Genomic DNA, 26,170 nt, shown 5'->3' on the forward strand with positions numbered 1-26,170 from the left:
GTTTTGTTTTGTTCACTAATGGTTTTAAATCAATGCATCTATCTTCGCAATATTTTCTTCGGTTGTTGCCCAGCTCGTCACAAAGCGTATGATTGTATGTGTTGCATCATATTGTTCCCATATCGAAAATTTTATTTTTGTTTGTAGTTCTTTTAATTTATCGTTATGTACAATAAAAAATTGTTGGTTTGTTGATGAGTCTATATACAGTTGATAACCTTTGTTTACAAATGATGTTCTTAATTTTTGAGCCATTTTTATAGCATGTTGACTAATTTCAAAATACAAATTATCCGTGAACAATTCTAAAAATTGCACACCTAATAATCTACCCTTTGCTAATAGAGCGCCATGTTGCTTAATACGTGTTACAAAATGCTTTGGCATATTATTTGAAGTAAAGACAACCGCTTCACCACAAAGCGCCCCTATCTTTGTACCTCCAATATAAAAAACATCACTTAATTGTGCGATGTCTGCTATTGTTACATCTGAGTAATCACTTGCCAATCCATAGCCTAACCGTGCCCCGTCTATAAATAGTGGTATTTGATACGCTTTACAAACCGCAGATAGTTGCTCTAATTCTTGCTTTGAATACAATGTTCCATACTCAGTTGGAAATGAGATATAAACCATGCCTGGAAATACCATATGGTCATGGTTAGCATCGTTATAAAATACTTCTATATAGTCCTTTACTGATTCGGCGGATAACTTCCCGTTACTTGAAGGAAGCGTTATTACTTTTTTACCCGTAAATTCAATCGCTCCCGCTTCATGAGTACTGATATGTCCTGTATCTGCTGCAAGTACACCTTGATATGGTTCTAACATAGTATCTATAACGATTTGATTAGTCTGTGTTCCACCTGTTAATAATTGTACTTCTGCTGTTGGTAAGCCTATCACTTCTTTAATACGTTCTTGAGCTTGCTTTGTATATGAATCAGTACCATAGCCTGACTCTTGAACCATATTAGTTTCAATCAGTCGCGCTAACACTTTTTCATGTGCACCTTCTAGATAGTCATTTTCAAATGAAATCATTTATGAGTCTCTCCTTCTATATCCGGACTAACCACTTGACCTAATATGTTTTCAATAGTTTCCATTGCTTCTTCTAATGCTTTAACTTCACCTGGTGAAATATCAGCGATTAACTTTTCCACCTTTTTATTTGATGCAGTTTCTACATATTCATTAAGCTTTTGCCCTTCTGCTGTTAGATAAATATGCAATTTTCTACTATCTTCTGAATCCTTTTCACGATATATATAGTCAGCAGTTAATAGTTTATCAAGAATCCTGCTTAAATAACTTTTATCTATATCTAAATAGGTTGTTAATGTATTAGCTGTTATACCACTATTCCTACTAATTTCTCCTAATATTCTCATCTCTATCATAGAATAGTTTAAATTAAATACTTTCTTGTCAAATATACCTAAGATTCTTGTATAGTAGCGATTAAACTTTCTTATTGTCTGTACACTCAAATTCAACACCTCATTAGTTTACTTTGTCAACTAATTGCAGCATAGATTAATAAGTTGATTTTGTCAACTATATAAAAGGTATGTGTTTGCTACATCTTATGTCCAGCCATTAATCCTAATCTTCCATTCTTTGTCCCTGCTGCAGTATACGATACAGCTCGAGACACTATGCCTCTACCATACTTTCTTTGTAATTCATCAATTGCTTTAGCTAAACGTTCCTTGCGCTTTCTTTCATATTCATCGATAAATAAATTCAGTTGTCTCTCCCTCTCGTTGACAAACTGTGTTAATGACACGCTCAATGTACGATATAATGCTGAACGATCACATAATTTATCTGCAAAATGCTCAATAACTTGAAATATTTGATCATCTAGATTGGTCGGGTTATCCAAAGTATATTGTTTACTAATACCTCCTTCATCACTGTAACCAAATGAAAAATGGATAGTCTTTGCTAATTTATTCCTTGCTCTAACACGACTTGCTACATCCTCTATAAGTTCACGCATCACAACCTTTGTTTCTTCATATCGGTAATCTCTCATCAATATTTGGCTTTTACAAATGGAGGGATTCATCACTTCATACTTATCTCTCACTCTACTTTGATCTATACCATTCGCATGTAAATGTAAATCTACGCCGATAATACCTAAATCCCTCTTTAAGTATGGATATGGGTAGTTAGCTAAATCACCAATAGAGAAAATCCCTCTCTTATTTAATTTGGCTTCTGTACGCTTACTAATTCCCCAAAATTTACTCAATGGTTTAATTGGCCATAACTTTTGAGGAACATCATGATAACGCCACTCTGCTATCATTTTCGGACTATGTTTCGCTTCAATATCCATGGCTACCTTACTCAACAACATATTAGATCCGATACCAATACTACAATCAATCCCTGTCTCTTCCTTTATCTCATACTGTAATCTTTCACAAAATGAATGTAAGGTCGTGCTAAACCTATGATAGCTATCTGTAACATCGATGAAAAATTCATCCACGCTATATTGGTGCAAATCTTCAGGTGCAACATAACGTAAAGCAACCTTAGAGATTGCTATCGATACTTCTAAATATTTGCGCATACTTGGGTTAATAATATATATGTCATTTCTATGTGGTATTTCAAACAACCTAGATCCAGTCTTGATTCCCAATTCCTTTAAAGGTCCTGTGGCTGCTAATACAACAGAACCTTGACGTTTAGTATCAGCTACGACTGCAAGTTTAACTTCTTTTGGATCTAGTCCCTTCTGTATGCAAGACACACTTGCAAAAAAGCTCTTTTGATCTATACATAGCACATCTCTTTCTTCCACTAGATTATAATCATACATATCCATAATGAATGCCCCCTTCATAAAAATATTATATACGAACAAGTGTTCCCTTTCAACAATTAACGAACGAACGTTCTGTTCGAATAAAATTTCTAACTTTTGGGAATTTTCATGCTATAATGAATGCGTCAATTATAGTTAAGTAGGAGGAATTGCAATGCCAATCGTCAATGTAAAATTATTAGAAGGTCGTTCAGATGAGCAACTCAAAGCGCTTGTTTCTGAAGTAACACAGGCAGTTGAAAAAACAACAGGTGCAAATAAAGAAGCAATCCAAGTAGTGATTGAAGAAATGAATCCTGCACATTACGGTGTTGCAGGCGTAAGAAAATCAGATCAATAAAGTATCTATGACTAAGCATAACAATGGTAATACAATAAAGAAGCGCTCACTCCTAAAGTGAACGCTTCTTTATTATTATTTATTCATTTAAAAACTTTTTAACTTCTTCTTTGTTCTTAGCTTTATCAATTTGTAAAGCACTACCATCTGTTGGTGTCTGTAAATCTTGGTAAGTACCTTTAATTGGTAATGTAACAGAATCTATATTCTTATCACCACGAATACCAAAGTTTAACGCAGTTTGTATCAATGCTGAATCTGGCATATTGGTATTCAAATATCCTCTTAATATACCAGCCACTTTTGGTAATTTAGGTAATGTATCTAGACTCACTAATTCCTTCTTCAGTGATTGCATAACTTGTTGTTGTCTTCTCACACGTCCAAAGTCACCTTCAGCGTCATGTCTAAATCGCGCATATCCTAATAACTCTTTACCATTTAGTCGATGATTACCTTTTTTTAGAGATACGCCGATATTTGCTGACATATCCTTTTCAACATCAATTGGGACACCATCAGGTTCAAGTTCATCAATCATTTTCTCAAATCCAGTAAAGTCTAAGATTGCGTAATATTCAGGATCAATATCTAAATTCTTCTTCAATGTCTGTCTCAGTAATTCAGGACCACCAATTGAATAAGCTGAATTTATTTTGTGTTGCCCACTACCTGGAATATCTGCATATATATCACGCATAACGGACATCATTTTCATTTTCTTATGAATATAATCATACTGCGCAATCATAATAGAGTCTGTTCGTGAAATACCACCTTGCTCTTTATCTGCACCCAGTACCATAATTGTAATCTTGCCATCATTTTTAGAAGCACCATTAAATTTATGTGCTTTGAGTGTCTTGCCATGGTCTTTGGCATAGTCTATTCCTGAATGATAACCATGTACACAATAGCCAATAATAATAGCTAAGATTACGACGAAAATCAAAATAATAAACGGAAACTTTCTAATTCTCTTCTTTTTTACTCTTCTCATAGAACTGTCGGTCGTTCTTTTTTCTGTAAATTCATTGTTGCTTTGTTTGTCTTCACTCATTAGTATCAACCTTATATCTTCAAAATTGCACATTTATGTACTATAATTAATATATACTAACTTATATAAAAAGTGTATAAAAATCAAGAAAAAACTTAATAAATGGTACTAAAGTCCAATACAGAAAGGATGTTAATCATGAATATAAACAAAGCATACTTCGCCGGAGGTTGCTTTTGGTGCATGGTCAAACCATTTGATACATTTGAAGGCATTGAAAAGGTAACCTCTGGTTATATGGGAGGTCATGTCGACAATCCAACATATGAACAAGTGAAGACTGGCGAAACTGGGCATCTAGAAACTGTTGAAATCGAATATGATGTCGCATTATTTTCGTATAATAAATTATTGGAAATATTCTTTTCTGTAATTGATCCAACAGATGCTGGTGGCCAATTCCAAGATAGAGGCGCACAATATCAGACAGCTATTTTCTATACAAATAATGATCAAAAGGAATTAGCTGAAGATTATGTAGAAAAGTTAAAGCATACAATCGATAAAGACAAAGCGATTGCCACACAAATCTTACCCGCTTCTGAATTCTATAAAGCTGAGGAAGAACATCAAGATTTTTATAAAAAGAATCCTGAACGCTATGCTAAGGAACAAGCTGATCGCAATCAATATAAAAATAGTAGTGATGTTTAGTCTGTTGTTGATATGGCATCAACACTCACAATTTGAATAAACTGTACTACAATCCATTCAAGTAATACCCAAAAACATGTGAAATACATAAGACACCTCGATAATTTGGTATATATTCTTATTAAATTATACGACTGTGGCTTATCCCTTTATCAAATAAGCGCACCGATTAAAATTTAATATTTCAATCGATGCGCTTTATTATTATAATCTAAAACGATTCTTTCTAAGATTTACTTTTGCTGTTTCATTTTCAATGGTATTTTATGCTTTTTAGCAACCTTTTTACCATCATAAAGTTTCATAACTGTTTTAATACTTTCTTCTCCCATTAAACTAGGTTGTTGAGCTACTGTTGCAAATAATTTTTTATTGTCTACTGATTTTAACGCATCTTCATTTCCATCAAAACCAATAACTTTAATATCTTTATTACCTATAGCCTCCACTGCTCCTAAAGCCATTTCATCATTTTGAGCAAAGACGGCTTTAATATCAGGATGCGCTTGGATAATATTTTGTGTGACATTCAACCCTTCCGTTCTGTTAAATTTCGCACTTTGTTTTGATACGACATCCAATGATTTATCAGCGATATTATGGAATCCTTTACCACGTTCTCTCGTCGCACTCGCACCAGGAATACCTTCTAATTCTGCCACCTTGGTATCTTTGCCTATTTCATCAACAATAAGCTGTGCACCCATCTCTCCACCTTTAACATTATCAGAAGCAATAAATGACGCTACTTTCCCTTTAGAAACTTCTCTATCTAAAGTAATTACTGGAATATTTTGGTCATTCGCAATTTGTATGCTACCTGAAATAGCGTCTGAATCAGTAGGATTTACTATTAAGTAGTCTACGTTTTGCTGAATTAAATCATCGATATCATTAGCTTGTTTTGCTGCATCATCTTGCGCATCCGCAAACTTGACCTTTACGCCCTGTCGTTTCGCTTCATCTTCTATGCCTTGTTTAATTTTTACAAAGAAAGGATTATTCAAAGTAGAAATACTAACACCAATTACAATATCTGATTTCTTCTTATCCGATTTACTATTACTATTATTTTCTAAAGGGGATTCAAGCGAACAACCTGTTAAAAATAATAGTACAGCAATTAAACAAATAAAGATTTTCTTCATACTCTAAACCCCCTATTTATTCTTTCTATCAATCAACACTGCTATAATAATCACTACACCTTTAACAACTTGTTGGTAGAAAGATGATACACCAAGCAAATTCAAACCGTTATTTAACACACCGATAATCAATACACCAATAAGCGTACCGACAATTCGACCCTTACCACCTGTTAGTGAAGTACCACCTAATACAACAGCGGCAATGGCATCTAATTCATATGACATACCTGCAGTCGGTTGAGCCGAATTAAGTCTCGATGTTAAAATCGCTCCAGCAAGTGCAGACATTAGCCCTGCTAAACCGTAAATACACACTTTCAGTTTATTAACTTTTATACCTGAAATAAATGCAGCCTTCTCATTACCGCCCATAGCATAAGTCTGTCTACCAAATATCGTCTTATGTAGTATCACATAGAGAATAATAAAGGTAATGAACATCGTAATGGCAGGCACTGGAATACCAATAAAATAACCTCGTCCAAATAATTGAAATGCATAACTGCCGTTTAAATTCGTTATTGGATTACCATCTGTAATAACAAGCGTTACGCCTCGAAATACAGTCATTGTAGCCAAAGTTGCAATAAATGGTGCCATTTTCCCTAAAGTAATTAAGAATCCATTAATCGCACCTAAGACTGCTCCAAAAATGCATCCGATAATAATAGCGATAATACCATCAACACCAGAAACCATGAGAATTGCTACTAATGCACTAGATAAAGCTAAAGTGGAACCAACTGATAAATCTATTCCACCTGTTAAAATAACAAAGGTCATACCAAATGCAATTAACCCATTAATTGATACCTGTCTCAATAAGTTAAATAAATTGGATGGTTCCAAAAATGCACTGTTTAAAATACTAATAATAATAACGAGTAAGATTAATCCAATAAATGGAATTACTTTTTCTAAATAAGATAATGATATTTTAGATTGTTGCATCTAAATTCCCTCCAGTAGCTAACGTCATAATATGCTCTTCAGATAATTCATCTTTATTTAATATGCCTGCAATATGTCCCTCATGAACCACTGCTACTCGATCACTCATACCAATTACTTCAGGAAGCTCAGATGAAATCATAATAATCGACATACCGCGTTCAGTCAGTTCATTCATTAATTGATATATTTCTCTCTTAGCACCGACATCTATACCTCTTGTCGGCTCATCTAAAATTAACACTCTAGGTGCGGTTGCAATCCATTTAGCCAATACAACTTTCTGCTGATTTCCACCAGACAAATCTATGCAACTATTTTCTTTACGTCCTTTAATATTTAAGCGTTGAATCATTTGATCAGTATATTGATCCATTGATGATTGTACTAATAAATTCGTCTTTGAAAAGCTTTTTAACGCAGGTAATGTCATATTCTCTACAATTGTATCTTGTAATACTAGACCTTCTTCTTTTCTATTTTCTGTAATAAAAGCTAATCCTTGCTTAATTGCTTGATTCGGATTGTTAATATGAAGCGGTTGTCCTGCTAATTCAACATGCATTTGACCTACATCCAAACCAAACAATACACGCATAATTTCGGAACGACCTGCTCCCATCAATCCACTAAATCCCAGAATTTCTCCTTTATTCAACTCAAAGTTCACATTTTCAATACCATGCGCTTTGCTATTCAAATTTTGCACAGTTAAAATCGTTTCACTTGCAGTAAAATTTCTATGCGGATATTGATGATCCAAATCTCTACCAATCATTGCTTTGATGATTTGTTGCTGTGTTGTCTGTTCTGTTTGTGTCGTCAATATTGAACGGCCATCTCGCATGACAGTGATACGGTCTGACAACTCAAAAATTTCTTCCATTCTGTGCGAGATATACACAAATGATACGCCTTCACTTTTTAACTTATTGATTTGTTCAAATAACACTGTTATTTCACTATTTGTTAAAGCTGCCGTAGGTTCATCCATGATAATTATTTTGGCATCTTGCATTAACGCTTTACTTATTTCCAGCATTTGCTGCATACCTACAGATAAATTACTCGCTAATTCATTCAATTCAATTTTGAGGTTCAACTTTTCAAATAAAGCTAAGGCTTCTTTACGCATCGTTTTATTATCAATTAGACCGAAACGTTTCACCTTTTCCTTTCCTAAAAACAAATTCTCCAAAACTGTTAAATTAGGCCAAATATTTAATTCTTGTTGTATAAATGCAATCCCGTTTTCTTCAGCATCTTTAGTATTTTTGTACTGTACTTCGTGACCATTGTCATAAATTGTACCTTTATCTGCTTTATAAACCCCAGTTAAAATTTTCATTAAAGTACTTTTTCCAGCACCATTTTCACCCATAAGCGCATGGACTTCCGCTTCACGAATTTCTAGGTCAACGCCCATTAACACATCGTTTTGACCAAAAGATTTGTAAATCTGATTCATACCAATCATCATTTCACCTCCTAGAATATAACGCCACTTGTTAAGATTACATTGGCATATGGTGTCCCTTCGCCAGTTCTAATAATTGCTTTTACATCATGACTCAACATTTTTAATTCTTCATGGCTTACACTTTCAATGGTTAAATTAGTAGCCTTTAAATCTTCAAATAATTGATTATTATCATTTTCAATTTCAGTTGCTACCGTCATCCGTTCAATCTTCATATGCTCACTCACTATATTAAATACATCTAAAAAGGAGGGTTGTCCTAATGTGAGTGCGAGATCAATTTTGTGTACATGTTGTGGTACCGGTAAGCCACAATCCGCAATAATAATTTTGTCCGTGTGTCCCAAATCACTCAATACCTTTGAAATTTCACTATTTAACACACCTGTTTTATACATTTATAAACCCCTTTCTCCTATATGTAACCCGTTACATAAAATTCATTAATTTCTAGTGCTTTGTCTTTTTTTAATTATTAATTTAATTTGTTCACAATCCGCTTCATCAATATTTAATAATTTTGAAACTGCTGTGGTACCTAAACGATATGCTGACTGATCAACCGTAGTAATTTGTGGATATGTCATTTTAGAAAAAGGAATATTATCATATCCTACAATTTGAATCGCTTCTGGAACTTTATAATTTAATTGTTGAATCATTCCTAGCACTTGAATTGCTATCATATCGTTACTGCAAATAATAGAATCAATATATTGTGTCGTGAGTATGGTTTCGAATAATTTAGCATCTTGCAACGTTGAAACCGGACAATCTATAACCTTAATATTCACTTGTTCCAATACATGCTTTGCACCTTTATATCGTAATTTGAATGTTTCAATAGTAAGATCCTCATGCAATAACAATACATGCTGTGCGTCACCATTGATTACAATTTGTGCCTGCAGTTCACCGCCTCTATAGTGGTTCGTTGAAATGCCATTTTGTTCCTTGTTTAATCTGTCTACAAAAACAACAGGAAGACTTTGTGTTGCTATCAATTCAGTAATTGAATGGTGATCGAATGCAGTAGAAATGATCCCAATACAATTATGAGAATTAAAGGTGTTAATATATCCTTTTGCTTTTTCTAATGAATTGTCACTATTACCAATTAAGACTTGAAATCCATGCTTTAAAGCAATATCTTCAACACCACGAGCAATTAACATAAAAAATGGATTGCTAATATCAGGTAACAGTAAACCAATTATTTTTGATTTCTTTTTAAATAACGTTCTTGCAGCTTCATTAGGTTTATAATTTAATTGCTTAATCGCTTGCTCAATTTGAAGCTTGGTATCTGCTTTAACATAACCGTTATTATTAATCACTCTAGAAACAGTTGCTACAGACACACCGGCTAATTGTGCAACTTCTTTAATTGTCGCCATAGTGTAGTCACTCCCACCAATATATGTAACCGTTTTCATAATAGCATATTTTTTCAAAATTGAATAGATGATGTATTATTTTCTGCATAAAATTTATAAAATCTATATCCAGTCAAAATTTTCTACTTTTTATAGTAAAAAAGACCATTACGCAAATAACGTAATGGTTCATCTTAAATATTTAATAAAATACAATACCAAACAATAAACCAAGTAAGACGATTGACCAAGATGGCCATTTAAAATACATTAACAAAACAAACATAATGCTCACCAAAGCAAAATCGATTTCTGATTGAATCGTTGTTTTCCAAATGGGATTGTAAAAAGCAGAAATTAAAATTCCGACTACCCCTGCACTAATTCCTTTTAAGAAGCCATTTGCATAGATATTATTAATAAGATTGTCCCAAAACGGTAAGACACCAAATAATAAGAAGAAAGCAGGTAAAAATATAGCAATTGTGGCTAAAATACCTCCACCTATACCAGCAACTTCAGTACCGATAAATGACGCAAACGTAAACAGTGGTCCCGGTACTGCTTGAGTAGCACCATAACCAGTTAAAAATTGCTCTAAAGTTATAAGGTTTTGAGGGACAAATTCACTTTTCAATAATGGTAAAACGACATGACCACCGCCAAATACAAATGCCCCCGCTCTATAGAAACTATCAAACATAGAAAGCCAGACGTTATTGGTTAACGTTCTAATATATGGTAATAGGAATAGTAAAAGAAAGAACAGAAATAGTGAAAGGTAACCCATACGTTTAGGTAAATAAAATAATTTGTTATGTGTTTGTTGATTATTTGATTTATTTCTCAAAAATATCAACCCATACATACCTACACACATCAAAGAAAAAACTTGTATAAAAATATTCTCAATCAGCAGTGTCAAAGTTAAAGTAAATAATGCTAATGTAATAGTCGTTTTAGTAGTAGTAAGTTTTTTGCCCATACCAATAATTGCTTGCGCTACAATTGCAATAGCTACCAATTTTAACCCCTGAATCCATGTAAAATGTGTATTTTCATTAGCAAAAAATAACGAAAAAGCCATTAAAATAATTACTGAAGGTGTAGTAAATCCTAAAAACGAAATAATCCCACCTATAATTCCACCTTTTATAGTTCCTATACCAATTCCCACTTGGCTGCTTGCCGGTCCTGGCAAAAATTGACATAAAGCCACAAGGTTTGAATATTCTTGCTCATTAAGCCATCGTTTCTTTTTAACATATGTGTCATAAAAATAACCCAAATGAGCAGTTGGACCCCCAAATGAAACAAAACCAAGTTTCAAAGCAATCCAAAAAATATGAAAATATTTTTTCAATTTATTCTCCTCTATTCTCTTTATTATTTCAAAGGATGAATTTATCATAATAAATCAAGCAATTGAATTTCTTTATAATGTAGCAATAAAATCGTAACTTTAAACACCTAAGCCTACTTACTTAATTTTCGATCTATAAATCCAATACAACCATTTGAATTATTAATTTTTAATTATTGCAGGTAGTAACAAACGATAAGCACTACACAATCTCTATTTACGTGACAGAAGATAGTTTAAATTGAGTTTATAAACTTTATACACACTAGTCAAACCAATTTTTAAAACTTTACACTCTTTTTACAAAAATGTAAATTAACAATTTAAAATCAAATTGCATTAAAGAGAGTAGAATGTAAATTTTTATTTTGAAGAATAATTAAACTACTGTTGAAAGCGCTTACCTACGATGTTATATTATATACATACCTTCGGCAAAGGGGTAATGATCGTCATATAGAGTTAGAATTAAATGACTTTTCTAGTATTCAAGTTAGTTTATTAGTAGCTAATACTTCTCCAATCATTGGCTACACAAACCATTAAGCACTACACTTAAACTCCTAAAAGCTTAAAGTCATGGAATTTAAGCTACAAAAAGGCCAAATCTTTTAATTAAGATTTGGCCTTTTTGATGTTTTCTTGTATTTACTTTTAGTTACTTATCTATCATCCGTATTACTTTTTCTTTCTAATTACACGCATTACCTTTAACATACTAAGCCAAAGCGAATGGTGTTTACGATATACTAAAAATCTTGGTTCCCACTCTGGTTTAAATTTCTCTTTATATTTTCTTAATCCTTGGAATCTATATAGTCCATTGAAATGTTCAAATACTCTTCCAGCAATACGTTCTCCATAGAATGAAAATTGTACTTGTCCGACATTTGATAAAGTAGCCATTCCCATATTGAATTTACTATAGCCTTGTTCTTTTGCCCATAAAAGCATTTTTAAATATAAACCATCCATCAATGGTACATCAATATCTAGCTTCCAACGAATCAAATCTACAGATATCGTTTCATGCTCACATACCGGCATAATTGATGAAAATGCTATAACTTTATTATCATTATTTTTAATAATGGCTATTGGTGCCTGATTTAAATAAAAATTATCAAATTGTCCTACAGAAAAATGCATTTCATTTCTATCACCTAACCACTCATCACTCACTGCTTTAAGTTCAGCTAATAAACTATTAGAAAATGGCGGATATAGTACTTCAAAGATCAACCCACTATCATCTAACTTATTAAGTGTTGCACGCAAACCTCGCTTCTTTTTTCCTGAAGTAGAGAAATGATTCAAATCAATAACTGCTTCTTCACCTAATTTGAAAAACTGGTTTCCAAAATTATGGTATAGCGACATATATTTATCCGTTACTTGGTAGAAGATGACATCATAGCCGAAAAATTTTGCTTCCTTATAAAATGATTCCAATAATGTATTAAACGAAGTCGAGTTACCAATTGGATCACCCAGTACAATATAGGCATTATTTTTGTAACGATACATTACAAATGCATCTTGTTGTTCATTTATAAAGAATTTCTTATCACCACTATACATTAAATGACTGAGGAAATGACCGCCATACTTAGCGATGATATCTTCACAAATTTCAAGTGACTCATCCGTCCTTAAAACGCGGTAACGATGTTCAAACCACCAGACAATTAATCCAACAATAATTGCAACTAAAATAATAGTTATCCAGAAGTAATAGCGTAATATAGATGTATCAATTTCCACATGATAAATATCTAAACTTGCAAATGCACTTGTTATGATAATGTGATTTAGAAATAGAATGATCGCACCTATCAACACACTTAGCATCAACTTAGAAAATCTAAACGGTCGTTTGATTACTGTAGCTCGTCTATAAAATAGTACAAGCAGTATGATGATAATAGTCAACCAACCTAATAATATAAACGAAGCATAAGTATATGCTGTCACACCGAAAATTAATATTTCAGAGATAATAGAAAACAATATTGCACGTTTTGATCCACAGTAAACACCAAACGTATTTAGTAACAACAATAGGCATGCACAAGTATGAACTGCCACAATTGTATAATATACATTATGGTTTGGTGCATATAATCCATCGTATATAATTGTCAGGTTATTTAAGAAGAACATTAAACTCGTAAACATTAATAGAACTGCAATTGAAAATGATGGTATTCTTGCCAATACGTCCTTTTGATATGAAGCTAACAATGAAGACATATCCTTTACAGGAATACTGAGCCTTGAATCTTCCCAATAACGCTTTGCAGTATCTTTAAATTCAAAGGTTGAAAGAATCAACGCAATCAATAATGGGAATAAATAATATGCAAAACGATATAGCAGAACTGCTAATACGATTTTTTCTTCAGGAATACCTAACCCCTTCATGCCTAATAACACAACTAAATCAAATGAACCAAATCCACCAGGAATAAAACTGATGAGACCTGATAACGCAGCAATGATAAAGATGCCCATAAAGGTAGGAAATGCAATATGAATACCAACAATATATGCAGCAAAGTATAGTACTAATGCGGCAACAAACCATTCAATTGCCGATACGATAGTACAATATACCCCTAGATACTTTTCACTTTGCTGAACAGGTTTAAGAATTGTAACAACAATAAATATCGGTAAGAATAATGCAACGATATATAACAACCATCTTATCCATGGAAATGGACTAAAAATGTGCGAGACATCAAAAATATGTAATACAACCAAAATAGACAATAAACTTAGACCCGTTAACATGGATACTAAAACAATTGAAATAGTATGGACTAAAGCCTTTTTATCCTTAGTCGTATCTTTATAAAATAAAAATCTTACGCTAGCACCAATAAAGCCGCCAAAACCAATTACTGAATTAAGCGCATTTACAATATAACCAATACGAATTGTTCTTAAAATGGAAATACGCAAATTTAATGTCTTTGCTAAAATCACATCATATAAAGACATTACAACAATTGAAGCACCACCACTTAAAAACAATCCAACTAACCATAAACTATTAATTTTGCCAAATGCTTTTACAGTTTCCTTAAAATTAATATGGGCAAGTTCACGATACAATGTAAAAATCACAAAACTTAATAAAGCAACTGCAAATACAACCTTTAATACAGAGAGCAGTTTACTTCTTACTTCCTTAGACATTTTTTCACTTCATTTCTACGAGTTTCATATATTCATAAAAAATATACCACAATATAATTGTCAAAGAAATATAATTAAGCAATCATGAGCTAACAATAATGTCATATTTAATATTGATAAAATTGCTTTAATGCTTAAAAATATTTTTGTTTGTTTTATTGTTGTTATTTTGATTCATCGTTATCGTCATACTTATTATGTTTATATCATTTGTATTATCATATTCAACTTTAGTACTACCAATCAATTACGTTGATTTCCACATTTTAATTGAAATATTTTCCATATTAAAAAACCCGCAAATGAACTTTTAACATTCATTTGCGAGCTGATATCATTTTTTGACGAATATCTCAACATCGCCTATTCAAGCGAACTATTTATCTAGTTATACGACTATCTTATTAACGATTGACTTCTTCGTCTTTAATTTCATAATCTCCAGCATCATCACCATAATATTTATTATATCTACGCTTATAAAGATAGAATAAATGAGTAACTAATACCTTTAAGATTGCATAAGCTGGAATTCCAAGAATGACACCAACGACACCGAGTAAATTACCCGCACTTAATAAGATAAAGATAATTGTAAGTGGGTGAATTTTCAATGTTTTACCCATGATATTTGGTGAAATAAAGTGCCCTTCTATAAATTGTACTGCAGTCCATACCACAATTAACTTTAATAACATAATTGGCGAAGTGATTAAAGCAATTATAATTGCTGGTGAAATTGCAATCGTTGGACCAATATATGGTACGACACTTGTGACCGCGGCGATACAAGCAAGAATTAAACTATAATCCAATCCAATAATGCTATAACCAATAAATAATAAAATACCAATGCAAAATGACACGATAATTTGTCCTTGAATATAAGAACCAACTTGTTCACTCATTTTATCCAATAGATCATGAAAATCTTTTCTAAATTTTGGTGCCATTAAATTCGTTGAAAATTCTTTAAATTTGTGGCCATCCTTCAACATAAAGAATAATACAAATGGTGTTGTAGCAATAACGACACCGACATTTACTAATGCTTCTGCTACATTTTTCACTTTAGTACCAAAACCATTAAAGTAATCTGAAATCATTGATGGAATCTTCTTAGACAATGCATCAAGTTGGTCTTGAATTTGACTATAAGAATTAGATATCAACGAATATTTAGTAATCCGATCAATTAAACCATTTACTTTATCTACATAATGTGGAAAATTATGACCAAAACTTTTAATTTGAGTGCCAATTACAGGAATAAGTAAATTAATCGCCAATGATATAACACCGACAATTAGTAAAAATAGAATAATAACTCCCCATGCACGTCCAATATTATAACGTTCCATTAAATTAACTAAAGGATTAAGTAAATAGTACAAAATAATAGAAACGATAATTGGTGCAGCTATTGTATTAAATACAATAATAAATGGTTTAAAAATATAAGATACCTGGTCAAAAATAAAAATCGCAAATCCGACCAATATGAGTACAATGAGGCCAAAAATTAAATCTTTACCACCAAAAAATTTCATAAATCGTGTCTCTGGAAAACTTAACTTGAGCCGATCCTTTTTATTTTTTGATTCTTGTTGAGTATTTTGTTCTTGATTCATAACTTCACCATACCTTATTTTGATTCATAATAATGTCTTAATAAAATACATTTTAACCTAAGCTTTTATTTTGATAGTCACAAATAAATACTTTTATATTTAGTCTTAAAAAGTAACCTCAACTATCAAATATCGTAATTAAGACAATAAAATACGAAAAGTTAACATACCATCCTAATTTCAGTTCCATAGCATGTCAATAAATTTATAATAACATATCCACGTTGTTCTAAACATATATTTCCTCACATAATGTTTAGTACGTATTAATTTTAAAATTTATATACTTTTTGAAACGTAAGTAACAATTTGCTTTTGTGAATTTTTTATCTGAATTGTTTCTATTACTTGTAAAATAAGTAAGGTTATAGCATAAACATCAATTTTCACAAGCTATTCCTAGTACCCAATTAGGTGCCGACTCCTGTGGGAATAGCACTTGCCGAATAGCACTTGCCGAATACTACAGGCTGAGGCTGGGTCCACGGAAAGCGTGTATCTATTTTATTTACTAATAATAAAAAAATTGACCTACACCTAGCACATGTCCCCAAAATAAAAACTGACCACAAAGCCAAAGGTCTGTAGACAGTTTTTAAAAATTAGAAACATCCTTATTAAATTTATTTTTTATTTGCCATAAAATGATATACATGTAACGTAAGATAAGTAATTTCCGCTTCATATATTTCAACCTTTAACTCTTGCTGTAACATCTTCATAATTTTGAGCGCAATATTATAACACAATGGATATTGCTCCTTTAATAACGCTTCAAACGCACCATTATGTTGTAAATTCTCACCACTACTCAACCTCTTTATTAAAAATTGAATATGTCGAATAAACCGTTGATATTGAACCGAATTTTTATCAATATCACTTTTCAAATCATGCTCTAATATAAAAATACTTTTATTAATAAGTCGATTAATTGATTTAATTTCTTCAAGAGAAACCGTTTCAGTATTTGAAGCTATGTGTAATGCGATAAATCCTATTTCATCTTCTGGAAAATTCACATCCAACACATGATTTAATTTATAAATCACCTTTTCCGCAATCGAATAAGCTGTTTGGTATAATTGCTTTGTTTCAGCTACAAAAGGATTATTTATAACTTGACCTTGTTTCAAGCGTTTATAAGCAAAAATAATATGATCCGTAACAGAGACCACGAGTTGTTGATTATCAATTGTCAATTCCGAACTCGTTATAATATTAACAGCATCGATAACTGCTTGTATAAGTTGATCATCTGCATATTCAATAATAGATTTGTAGTATTCTTGTTGCGATTTCTGATCTAGTACATAAACCTTTTCAATAGATTGATTATTATGAATAGTCATGCCAGCTTTTTTATTAAACCCTATCCCTTTAGCAATCAACACGTACTCATGCATATCTTTTGTGCAAATGATAACATTATTATTTAAAACTTTAGTAACTAAGTAATCATTCATATTGTTCATCCTTATTTATATGTCAGTAAAATTATATATTGAAACTAAAAAAATTGGAAGTAATAGATCGCCTTCATTCATAAAAAAGCACGTATAAAATATATTTATCACTGCCTAATGTGCAATAACAACAACGATGATTAAATTATTGGTTCCTTCATCTTAAATAGAGTACAGTAACAATTATAATCATAAAGCATACATAGTATATTTTGAATAATAGTCCAAGCTATTTTATACAACACATACCTCCATTAAATATTACACAAAGCTGACTAAACAAATTAACAACAACACAACTAAATTTTATAAAAAAAGACAATTGCTATATTGACCACTAGCAATTGTCTTTCTACGTTAGACTATAACAGTACTAACATAAATATTTAACTGTTATTTTATTTTTTCATGCCCCAACTTTCAATACCAAATAAATTGATTTCCAACTCTTCTGGTCTAAACACTGGCTTTCTACCAGCTTTACGTTGTTTCTGATAATCATTCATTACTGCAAATGCAATATTGGATAATCCTATAATTGCAACTAAGTTAACAATGGCCATTAAGCCCATGAATAAATCAGCTGTACTCCATACAACATCCGTTTTTGCTACTGCTCCAATAAATACTAAAACAACGACAAGACATCTAAAAATAAATAAGATAACTTTATTTTTTGATAAAAACTCAATATTTGATTGACCATAGTAATAATTTCCTACAACAGATGAGAATGCAAATAAAGCAATTGCCACCGTTAAGAATATACCACCAATGCTACCAATGTGTTCATTGAGTGCTGACTGTGTTACGGCTACACCCTGTGGTGCATCTTCACCGAACTTCAATCCAGAATATAATAAGATCATAATTGCTGTTGACGTACAAACAAGCATTGTATCAAAGAATACACCTAATGATTGAATTAAACCTTGTTTCACTGGGTGAGGTGCAGCCGCTGTTGCTGCTGCGTTAGGGGCAGAACCCATACCTGCTTCGTTTGAGAACAAACCACGTTTTACACCTTGTAAAATTGTAGCACCAATTGTACCACCTGTTACTTGTTCTAGACCAAATGCACTTTTAATAATCGTTGTAATCATTGGAATGATTTGATCGAAATTTAATATTAAGATTACAATAACTGTAAAGATGTAAAGTATTGCCATAATTGGAACGATAACAGATGACATCGTAGCAATACTTCTTACACCACCAAAGATTATAACAGCCGTTAAAATTGCTAATATAATACCTGTAATGACTGGACTCACATTGTACTGTGTTTTTAATGATTCTGCTATTGTATTAGATTGAACTGTATTAAATACGAAAGCAAATGTAACTGTAATCAATACCGCAAATACAATACCCAACCATTTTTGATTTAGTCCTTTTGTTATGTAATAAGCTGGTCCACCACGGAAACCACCATCTTCGTCAGGCACTTTATATACCTGTGCTAATGTTGCTTCAATAAAGGCACTTGCTGCACCAATGAAGGCGATAATCCACATCCAAAACACTGCGCCAGGTCCACCTAAAACAATCGCTGTAGCCACACCTGCTATATTACCGGTACCAACACGAGAAGCTGCACTAATTGCAAATGCTTGGAATGGTGCGATACCTTTCTTGCCATTATCTAAAGTTTCAGGTTTCTCACCAATGGCACGAAACATTTCAGGAATCCATCTCAACTGAACAAACTTAGACCCAATTGTAAAGAAAATACCGGCAGTTATCAGTAACCCAATTAGGTACTGAGACCAAATCAAATCATTACCGACTTGGACGAAATCTTTAAACCAATCCGGAATTAAACCATCAAAATCTCTCACTTTTATCCCTCAAATCTACTATTTAAAATTCATAATAAAATCAAGAGATTTATAGTATTATCACAAGCCGTATTATCTCTTTTAAAAGCGATAATATACTTGCAAAGTTAATAGACAATAAATAGAATCGAATCATTCCATTTGATATCTATAACTAACCATAAATCTCTTGGGTTCAATTATATTGCATATGTCATTATTTTATCATTCTATAGAAGAATTTACTAACAATTTTTTTAATTTTATTTTAAATCTAATCCTTCGACCTCGCCGAAGTCAGTAACATCTACGATAAAACTACCATTCGTATATTGTTCAGATAAATGAATATCTGAAATTAACCCTGTTTCTTGATCTTTAGAAGAATAAATCGTGTAGTTCTTATCTTCAGGGCTCACTACTTTAGCAGCAACGATACGATGTGGCGCCTTTTTAAGTTCTTTCAATAACGTAATACCGCGTTGTGCACGTTTAGCTTCTTGTAATATCTTGAAGCTTATTCGTTTTAATGATCCACGTTGTGTTGCCATTAGAATAGTATTTGGTTCAGAAATAATTTGTGTTAACACAACGAAATCTTCATTTTTCAAGTTGATTGATTTCACGCCAGCTGCTCTGAGCCCAGTATCTGACAACTCTTCACTACTGTATGTTAATGACATACCTTTATTGGTAATCACTGTCAGTAACTGTGTTTTAGAAATACGCATTACGTCAATAATTTCATCATTATCCTTTAACTTCATAGCAACTAAAGGTTTATTATAGCGCGACGTTTTAAACATAGACACATTACTTTTCTTAATCATGCCATTTTTAGTAGCTAAAATATAATACGCTTCAGGTTTAAAATCACTTTCACCATAAATATCAATAACATATTCGCCTTCATCGATTGGAACAATTTGCGATACATGTTGGCCTAAGTCTTTCCATTTAATGTCAGCTAGTTTATGAACCGGAATGAATAAATATCGTCCTTTGTTTGTAAATACTAAGACCGTATCAAGTGTATTCATTTCTTGTTGTTTTAACAATGCGTCTCCATCTTTAACACCAATCTCATCTATACCACTTGCGTTGAAACTACGTAAAGATGTACGTTTAATGTAGCCATGCTTCGTAATACTCATTACTACAGTCTCACTAGGAATCATCACTTCTTTATCAATCTTAATTTCTGTAATTTCAGCTTCAATTTTAGAAAGACGTTCTTGTTTAAAACGTTTGCGAATATCTGTTAGCTCTTCTTTAATAACTGTTAATAATGCATCATGATTATCTAAAATATTTTTCAGTCTATCAATTAATGCCTTTAACTCATCATGTTCATCCTGAAGTTGTACAATATCGGTATTGGTCAATCTATACAATTGTAATGTAACGATTGCTTCAGCTTGTGCTTCAGTAAAAGCATATTTATCAACTAAGTTTTCCTTCGCATCCTTTTTATTTTTAGAATTACGAATTAATTGAATCACTTCATCTAATATTGATAAAGCTTTCATTAAACCTTCTACAATATGCATACGGCTTTCAGCATGATCTAATTCAAAGCGTGTACGTTTTGTCACCACATCAATTTGATGATTTAAATAACTATCAATAATTTCACGAATGCCCATTAACTTAGGTCTGCCTTCACTTATTGCAACCATATTAAAGTTATAAGCAACTTGAAGATCAGTATTTTTGTATAAATAGTTAGCTACAGCTTCACTATTTACATCTTTCTTCAATTCAATTGCAATACGTAAACCCGTTCTATCTGTTTCATCACGTACCTCAACAATGCCATCTACTTTTTTGTCGGCACGTAATTCATCCATTTTCTTAACCAATGCACTCTTATTCACTTCATAAGGTATTTCAGTAACAATTAATTCTTTACGTCCATTTCTAAGTTCTTCAACATCAACTTTAGAACGGACAATGATTTTACCTTTACCAGATTCATATGCCTTTTTAATTCCATCAATCCCTTGAATAATGCCACCTGTTGGGAAGTCTGGACCTTTAACATATTTCATTAACTGGCTTACTGTAATATCTGGATTATCAATATACTTTAATGTCGCTTGAATGACTTCACCCAAATTATGAGGTGGTATATCCGTCGCGTAACCAGATGAAATACCAGTACTGCCGTTAATCAACAAATTCGGTAATCTTGCAGGTAACACCATTGGTTCCATCGTTGTATCATCATAGTTCGGCATAAATGGTACGGTTTCTTTATTAATGTCTCTAAGTAATTCCTCAGAAATACGACTCAACTTAGCCTCAGTATAACGCATTGCTGCTGCTGGATCATTGTCGATACTACCATTATTACCTTGCATTTCTATTAATACATGGCGTAATTTCCAATCTTGGCTCAATCGCACCATTGCATCGTAAACGGATGTGTCACCATGCGGGTGAAATTGTCCAATTACGTCACCGACCGTCTTGGCACTTTTTCGGAAATTTTTATCAAATGTATTTCCGCTTGAAAACATTGCATATAAAATACGTCTTTGAACAGGTTTGAGTCCATCTCTTACGTCTGGCAAAGCACGCTCTTGAATGATGTATTTACTATATCTACCAAATCGATCTCCAATAACATCTTCAAGTGATAAATCTTGGATTATTTCACTCAATTTACTTCCTCCTCATTAGGATTTTCCTGTTCTAAAATTTGAATTTCATTATTATCTAATATACTTTGATCTTCTTGAAGTCCAAATTCAACATGCTTTTCAATCCATTCACGACGTGGCGCAACTTTATCACCCATCAACGTTGTCACACGTTTAGATGAACGTAATTCATCGTCCACTTGCACTCTGATCAAAGTTCTTGTTTCAGGATTCATTGTTGTTTCCCAAAGTTGATCGGCATTCATTTCACCAAGACCTTTGTATCGTTGTAACATAAATCCTTTACCAAGTTTCTTTTGTAGCTTTTCTAATTCTTCATCCGTCCATGCATATTCAACTTTCTTCGAAGCGCCTTTACCTTTTTCCAATTTATATAATGGAGGTAATGCAATAAATACTCTCCCCGCTTCAACTAACGGTTTCATATATTTAAAGAAGAAAGTAAGTAATAATACCTGAATATGCGCACCATCTGTATCGGCATCAGTCATAATAATAACGCGATTGTAATTGCTATCCTCAATCTTAAATTCATTTCCTACACCTGCGCCTATGGTATGAATGATCGTATTAATCTCTTCATTTTTGAAAATATCTTCCAGTCTAGCTTTTTCTGTATTTATCACTTTACCTCTTAATGGTAAGATAGCTTGGTATTTTCGATCTCTACCTAATTTTGCAGATCCACCAGCAGAATCACCCTCAACTAAATACAGTTCTTTTTTCTCAGTATTTTTACTTTGGGCCGGCGTTAGCTTCCCAGATAACAACGTGTCTTTACGTTTATTTTTCTTTCCTGAACGTGCATCTTCTCTTGCTTTACGTGCAGCTTCACGAGCTTGTTGTGCCTTAACAGCCTTCTTAACTAACGCTTTAGAAAGTTGCCCTTTTTCCTCAAGGTAGTATGGTAGTTTTTCTGCCACAACTGAATCAACGGCACTTCTAGCTTCATTTGTACCTAATTTAGACTTTGTTTGTCCTTCGAATTGGAGCAGTTCTTCAGGTATTCGAATTGAAATAATTGCTGTTAAACCTTCTCGAATGTCATTACCATCTAAATTCTTATCCTTTGCTTTCAATTCATTAATTCGACGTGCATATTCATTAAACACACGTGTCATTGCAGTCTTGAAACCAACTTCATGTGTACCTCCGTCTTTAGTACGCACATTATTAACAAAGCTCAATATACTCTCTGAATATTGATCGTTGTATTGAAACGCAACTTCAACTTCAATATTATTTGCTGTACCACTAAATAATGCCACGTCATGTAATATTTCTTTTCCCTCATTAACGTATGCAACAAATTCTTTAATACCTTCTTCATAGTGATAAACATCTTCACGTTCTTTACCAGCGCGTAAATCTTTAAGTTGTATTTTTAAATTCTTAAGTAAAAATGCTGATTCCTGTAAACGTTCACTTAATGTTTCGTAATTAAATGACGTTGATGTTTTAAATATCTCTCCGTCGGGTTTAAAGGTTACTTTCGTACCTGTTTTTTTAGTCTTGCCCTTTTTCACTAATCCTGATGCGGGTATACCTCCATTTTTAAAACTTTGTTGATAGATCATACCATCTCGATGAATTTCAACCTCTAACCATTCACTCAATGCATTTACTACTGACGCACCTACACCATGTAAACCACCAGAAGTTTTGTATCCACCTTGTCCAAATTTACCACCTGCATGAAGTACAGTGAAGATAACTTCAACAGTTGGTTTACCTGATGCGTGAATTCCTGTTGGCATACCTCGTCCATTATCCTCAATTGTAATACTCTCATCTTTGTTTATTGTAACTGCGATTTCATTTCCAAAACCGTTTAATACTTCATCGACGGAATTATCGACAACTTCATACACCAAATGATGTAAACCACGTTTATCGGTAGAACCAATATACATCCCAGGTCTTTTTCTAACGGCCTCTAATCCCTCAAGAACCTGTATGGAATCATCCGAGTAATTATTTTGTTTATTCATTGCCAATCGTTTCGCCCTCCTACAAACGTACGTTCGTTATTAAAACTATACAATAGTTATTTTTATATAAATCTAGATAAAATGCAAGCACCAAATGAATATTTAAATGTTTATTCATTTCTTTTTAATTTTTATTCGTCTAAAGGTCCTCTTATGTGATAAAATGTTTTTAATGTCATTAAAGGATGTGTAATTGAATATGATGATAATAATCATGTTAATACTAAGTTACCTTATTGGTGCTTTTCCAAGTGGCTATGTAATAGGAAAATTATTTTTCAAAAAAGATATTAGACAATTTGGTAGTGGTAACACTGGCGCGACAAATAGCTTTAGAGTATTAGGAAAGCCAGCTGGATTCTTAGTTACTTTCTTAGATATTTTCAAAGGATTTATTGTCGTTTTCTTTCCTTTATGGTTACCTGTACACGCAGATGGTGCAATTAGCACATTCTTCACAAACGGTCTAATTGTTGGAACATTTGCAATTCTAGGCCATGTTTATCCGGTATACTTAGGATTTAAAGGTGGCAAAGCAGTAGCTACAAGTGCTGGTGTGATACTTGGTATCAATCCTGTCTTATTATTAATATTAGCAGCAATTTTCTTTGGAATCTTGTATTTAACAAAGTATGTATCGCTATCAAGTATCATTGCATCAATTTGTTGTGTCATTGGCGCGCTAGTCATTAGAGACTACATCTTGTTTGTGGTTAGTATCGGCGTTGGAGTATTACTTATAATCAGACACCGTTCAAATATTGTTAGAATATTTAAAGGCGAAGAACCTAAGATTAAATGGATGTAACTATTACAAAAACCACGTTACAATTAAAAAGGGAATAAATTTTTATCAGAGCTGAAGGTATAATTATCTTCAGTTTTTTTATTATATTAACCCTTATGTCTTAACATCTTTTTCTACATTATTCTATTATACTATTTATATAGGTCATTAGCATGATTTTTAGTAAAATTAGCTAAAACAAAGCGTTTATTAGAAAATTAATCGAAAAATTATGTTATACTGCTTTTAACATTATCCAAATTGGGTAATGAATATAATACTAATTTAAAAATTAGTAACTAATTGTCATAAGTGAACCACTTGTGAACCGAAAGGAGACTTTAATTATGGGTATAGAACTTTCAGACAATGCTGTATCTTGGTTTAAAGAAGAACTAGATTTACCAGAAGATGATAAAGTCTTACAATTCTTCGTTCGTTATGGTGGAGAATTCCAGTTGAAACAAGGATTTAGTCCTGCATTTAGTGTTGATCGTAAAAATGACTTAGAGATTGGATATGAGAATAATTACCAAGGTTTAAATGTCGTAATTGCAGAAAAAGACTTATGGTATTTCCAAGATGACAATTTATTCATTGATGTAAATGATGGCATTGATGAAATCTCATATTCTAAGCAATAAGTAATGATGATATTTGAGTTGAATTCTAAAGCATGTTGATGTTTAGTTGAGTTCAATAATATTTATAATCTACTTTCATTGAGTTCAAACGTCATTGCAACACTCATTCAAGTATACATTTTAATGCAAATTATTTTGCAATTTATATAAAAGATGGTCGCTCATATATGATGAACGGCCATCTTTTAAATTATTATATTATGTTGGTCATGTTCGCTGTTTAATTCAAATCAAATCTCAAGTGATTCTCCCGCTTTATTTCGGCCTTCTATACTTTGATATGTATTATGCCAATCTGGGAATGCCTTATCTAAACGGACTGGTTTAAAGTCTGACTTTGTAATACACGTCAATACAGTTGATCCCGTCGTTGCTAATTCCCCTGCTTCATTATATATTTCATACCGATACTTTGAACGCAATCTTGTATATTTTTCAACCCAGGTTTTGATTTTCACCTTTTCAGGATAAGTAATTGACTTAATATACTTGATTTCAATATCTGTAACAGGAGAGATTACACCTGAATCTTCCATTTCTTTATAACTAAACCCTAACTTACTAATATAATCCGTACGCGCAACTTCAAACCATGTCGGATAATTCCCATGATAAATCACACCCATTTGATCCGTTTCTTGGTAGCGTGATTCTATTTCAGTTATACTATAAATCATTTCTCGATATCCTCTTTTCAATTGTTCATATATGACAATGGTAACATAAACA

General features: G+C 32.5%; 21 protein-coding genes. 4 read left to right on the forward strand and 17 right to left on the reverse strand.

Features of this window, described 5'->3' with window-relative positions; translation table 11 throughout:
- Window positions 1-24: 24 nt before the first annotated feature.
- The 3 genes from ACY191_RS09555 to ACY191_RS09565 form a co-directional block, all read right to left on the reverse strand.
- Window positions 25-1,050 (reverse strand): threonine aldolase family protein, encoded by a 1,026-nt coding sequence (locus ACY191_RS09555; RefSeq protein WP_229367177.1) that lies wholly within the window; start codon window positions 1,048-1,050, stop codon window positions 25-27.
- Window positions 1,047-1,499 carry a MarR family winged helix-turn-helix transcriptional regulator gene (locus ACY191_RS09560; protein WP_229367176.1) on the reverse strand — a complete coding sequence of 151 codons (453 nt, stop codon included), beginning with the start codon at window positions 1,497-1,499 and terminating at the stop codon, window positions 1,047-1,049. Before ACY191_RS09560 ends, ACY191_RS09555 begins: the two co-directional genes overlap by 4 nt.
- 89 nt (window positions 1,500-1,588) lie before the next feature.
- Entirely contained in the window at window positions 1,589-2,851 is a 1,263-nt protein-coding gene (locus ACY191_RS09565) for a Y-family DNA polymerase (RefSeq protein ID WP_229367382.1), read from the reverse strand.
- A 160-nt stretch (window positions 2,852-3,011) separates the two neighbouring features.
- Here ACY191_RS09565 and ACY191_RS09570 point away from each other — a divergent pair, with 160 nt between their 5' ends.
- Window positions 3,012-3,197: a 2-hydroxymuconate tautomerase gene (locus tag ACY191_RS09570; protein ID WP_042738753.1), complete on the forward strand. Its 186-nt coding sequence runs from the start codon at window positions 3,012-3,014 to the stop codon at window positions 3,195-3,197.
- A 79-nt stretch (window positions 3,198-3,276) separates the two neighbouring features.
- Here ACY191_RS09570 and ACY191_RS09575 read toward each other — a convergent pair whose 3' ends face one another.
- Window positions 3,277-4,257: an LCP family protein gene (locus tag ACY191_RS09575; protein WP_042738754.1), complete on the reverse strand. Its 981-nt coding sequence runs from the start codon at window positions 4,255-4,257 to the stop codon at window positions 3,277-3,279.
- Window positions 4,258-4,395: 138 nt separating this feature from the next.
- Here ACY191_RS09575 and msrA point away from each other — a divergent pair, with 138 nt between their 5' ends.
- On the forward strand, window positions 4,396-4,911 hold the full coding sequence (gene msrA, locus ACY191_RS09580; RefSeq protein WP_042738755.1) for a peptide-methionine (S)-S-oxide reductase MsrA: 516 nt from the start codon (window positions 4,396-4,398) through the stop codon (window positions 4,909-4,911).
- Between the two features lie 233 nt (window positions 4,912-5,144).
- On the opposite strand, the gene ACY191_RS09585 is transcribed toward msrA, so the two are convergent.
- The 12 genes from ACY191_RS09585 to parE all read right to left on the reverse strand — a co-directional run bounded on the left by ACY191_RS09585 (window position 5,145) and on the right by parE (window position 24,010).
- Complete coding sequence (locus ACY191_RS09585; RefSeq protein ID WP_229367175.1) at window positions 5,145-6,059, reverse strand: D-ribose ABC transporter substrate-binding protein; 915 nt, start codon at window positions 6,057-6,059, stop codon at window positions 5,145-5,147.
- 12 nt (window positions 6,060-6,071) lie between these two features.
- Complete coding sequence (locus tag ACY191_RS09590) at window positions 6,072-7,013, reverse strand: ABC transporter permease subunit (RefSeq protein WP_107589411.1); 942 nt, start codon at window positions 7,011-7,013, stop codon at window positions 6,072-6,074.
- The gene (locus tag ACY191_RS09595; protein ID WP_269668881.1) at window positions 7,000-8,490 is read right to left on the reverse strand and encodes a sugar ABC transporter ATP-binding protein; all 1,491 of its coding nucleotides are present in this window, start codon (window positions 8,488-8,490) and stop codon (window positions 7,000-7,002) included. Before ACY191_RS09595 ends, ACY191_RS09590 begins: the two co-directional genes overlap by 14 nt.
- A gap of 11 nt (window positions 8,491-8,501) precedes the next feature.
- Window positions 8,502-8,891: a D-ribose pyranase gene (gene rbsD, locus ACY191_RS09600; protein ID WP_042738759.1), complete on the reverse strand. Its 390-nt coding sequence runs from the start codon at window positions 8,889-8,891 to the stop codon at window positions 8,502-8,504.
- Between the two features lie 45 nt (window positions 8,892-8,936).
- Window positions 8,937-9,890: a LacI family DNA-binding transcriptional regulator gene (locus ACY191_RS09605; protein ID WP_042738760.1), complete on the reverse strand. Its 954-nt coding sequence runs from the start codon at window positions 9,888-9,890 to the stop codon at window positions 8,937-8,939.
- A 181-nt stretch (window positions 9,891-10,071) separates the two neighbouring features.
- Window positions 10,072-11,232: a chromate efflux transporter gene (chrA, locus tag ACY191_RS09610; RefSeq protein ID WP_229367173.1), complete on the reverse strand. Its 1,161-nt coding sequence runs from the start codon at window positions 11,230-11,232 to the stop codon at window positions 10,072-10,074.
- Between the two features lie 678 nt (window positions 11,233-11,910).
- Window positions 11,911-14,436: a bifunctional lysylphosphatidylglycerol flippase/synthetase MprF gene (gene mprF / locus ACY191_RS09615; protein WP_463270013.1), complete on the reverse strand. Its 2,526-nt coding sequence runs from the start codon at window positions 14,434-14,436 to the stop codon at window positions 11,911-11,913.
- Between the two features lie 404 nt (window positions 14,437-14,840).
- Window positions 14,841-16,067, reverse strand: a complete 1,227-nt coding sequence (locus ACY191_RS09620) for an AI-2E family transporter (protein ID WP_042738763.1) — start codon at window positions 16,065-16,067, stop codon at window positions 14,841-14,843.
- Between the two features lie 623 nt (window positions 16,068-16,690).
- Window positions 16,691-17,533: a glucose PTS transporter transcription antiterminator GlcT gene (glcT, locus tag ACY191_RS09625; protein ID WP_042738764.1), complete on the reverse strand. Its 843-nt coding sequence runs from the start codon at window positions 17,531-17,533 to the stop codon at window positions 16,691-16,693.
- 398 nt (window positions 17,534-17,931) lie between these two features.
- Entirely contained in the window at window positions 17,932-19,374 is a 1,443-nt protein-coding gene (gene alsT / locus ACY191_RS09630; protein WP_042738765.1) for a glutamine transporter AlsT, read from the reverse strand.
- A gap of 242 nt (window positions 19,375-19,616) precedes the next feature.
- Window positions 19,617-22,019, reverse strand: coding sequence for a DNA topoisomerase IV subunit A (parC, locus tag ACY191_RS09635; RefSeq protein ID WP_229367172.1), 2,403 nt, complete (start codon window positions 22,017-22,019; stop codon window positions 19,617-19,619).
- Window positions 22,016-24,010, reverse strand: coding sequence for a DNA topoisomerase IV subunit B (gene parE / locus ACY191_RS09640; RefSeq protein WP_107512369.1), 1,995 nt, complete (start codon window positions 24,008-24,010; stop codon window positions 22,016-22,018). Before parE ends, parC begins: the two co-directional genes overlap by 4 nt.
- Before the next feature lie 199 nt (window positions 24,011-24,209).
- Here parE and plsY point away from each other — a divergent pair, with 199 nt between their 5' ends.
- Window positions 24,210-24,818, forward strand: coding sequence for a glycerol-3-phosphate 1-O-acyltransferase PlsY (plsY, locus tag ACY191_RS09645; RefSeq protein ID WP_463270014.1), 609 nt, complete (start codon window positions 24,210-24,212; stop codon window positions 24,816-24,818).
- A gap of 326 nt (window positions 24,819-25,144) precedes the next feature.
- Complete coding sequence (locus tag ACY191_RS09650) at window positions 25,145-25,441, forward strand: HesB/YadR/YfhF family protein (RefSeq protein WP_042738769.1); 297 nt, start codon at window positions 25,145-25,147, stop codon at window positions 25,439-25,441.
- 230 nt (window positions 25,442-25,671) lie between these two features.
- Here the strand turns inward: ACY191_RS09650 and menI are convergent, their stop codons facing one another.
- Window positions 25,672-26,118: a 1,4-dihydroxy-2-naphthoyl-CoA hydrolase MenI gene (menI, locus tag ACY191_RS09655; protein WP_042738770.1), complete on the reverse strand. Its 447-nt coding sequence runs from the start codon at window positions 26,116-26,118 to the stop codon at window positions 25,672-25,674.
- Window positions 26,119-26,170 lie beyond the last annotated feature (52 nt).

The sequence above is a fragment of the Staphylococcus sp. TCBT05 genome, from assembly GCF_055179755.1.

Excerpts from the sequence above, each read along its gene's own strand:
- ACY191_RS09555 (WP_229367177.1), bottom strand. The coding sequence starts at position 1,050 with ATGATTTCATTTGAAAATGACTATCTAGAAGGTGCACATGAAAAAGTG.
- ACY191_RS09565 (WP_229367382.1), bottom strand. The coding sequence starts at position 2,851 with ATGTATGATTATAATCTAGTGGAAGAAAGAGATGTGCTATGTATAGAT.
- ACY191_RS09570 (WP_042738753.1), top strand. The coding sequence starts at position 3,012 with ATGCCAATCGTCAATGTAAAATTATTAGAAGGTCGTTCAGATGAGCAA.
- ACY191_RS09575 (WP_042738754.1), bottom strand. The coding sequence starts at position 4,257 with ATGAGTGAAGACAAACAAAGCAACAATGAATTTACAGAAAAAAGAACG.
- msrA (WP_042738755.1), top strand. The coding sequence starts at position 4,396 with ATGAATATAAACAAAGCATACTTCGCCGGAGGTTGCTTTTGGTGCATG.
- ACY191_RS09585 (WP_229367175.1), bottom strand. The coding sequence starts at position 6,059 with ATGAAGAAAATCTTTATTTGTTTAATTGCTGTACTATTATTTTTAACA.
- ACY191_RS09590 (WP_107589411.1), bottom strand. The coding sequence starts at position 7,013 with ATGCAACAATCTAAAATATCATTATCTTATTTAGAAAAAGTAATTCCA.
- ACY191_RS09595 (WP_269668881.1), bottom strand. The coding sequence starts at position 8,490 with ATGATTGGTATGAATCAGATTTACAAATCTTTTGGTCAAAACGATGTG.
- rbsD (WP_042738759.1), bottom strand. The coding sequence starts at position 8,891 with ATGTATAAAACAGGTGTGTTAAATAGTGAAATTTCAAAGGTATTGAGT.
- ACY191_RS09605 (WP_042738760.1), bottom strand. The coding sequence starts at position 9,890 with ATGGCGACAATTAAAGAAGTTGCACAATTAGCCGGTGTGTCTGTAGCA.
- mprF (WP_463270013.1), bottom strand. The coding sequence starts at position 14,436 with ATGTCTAAGGAAGTAAGAAGTAAACTGCTCTCTGTATTAAAGGTTGTA.
- ACY191_RS09620 (WP_042738763.1), bottom strand. The coding sequence starts at position 16,067 with ATGAATCAAGAACAAAATACTCAACAAGAATCAAAAAATAAAAAGGAT.
- glcT (WP_042738764.1), bottom strand. The coding sequence starts at position 17,533 with ATGAATGATTACTTAGTTACTAAAGTTTTAAATAATAATGTTATCATT.
- parE (WP_107512369.1), bottom strand. The coding sequence starts at position 24,010 with ATGAATAAACAAAATAATTACTCGGATGATTCCATACAGGTTCTTGAG.
- plsY (WP_463270014.1), top strand. The coding sequence starts at position 24,210 with ATGATGATAATAATCATGTTAATACTAAGTTACCTTATTGGTGCTTTT.
- ACY191_RS09650 (WP_042738769.1), top strand. The coding sequence starts at position 25,145 with ATGGGTATAGAACTTTCAGACAATGCTGTATCTTGGTTTAAAGAAGAA.
- menI (WP_042738770.1), bottom strand. The coding sequence starts at position 26,118 with ATGATTTATAGTATAACTGAAATAGAATCACGCTACCAAGAAACGGAT.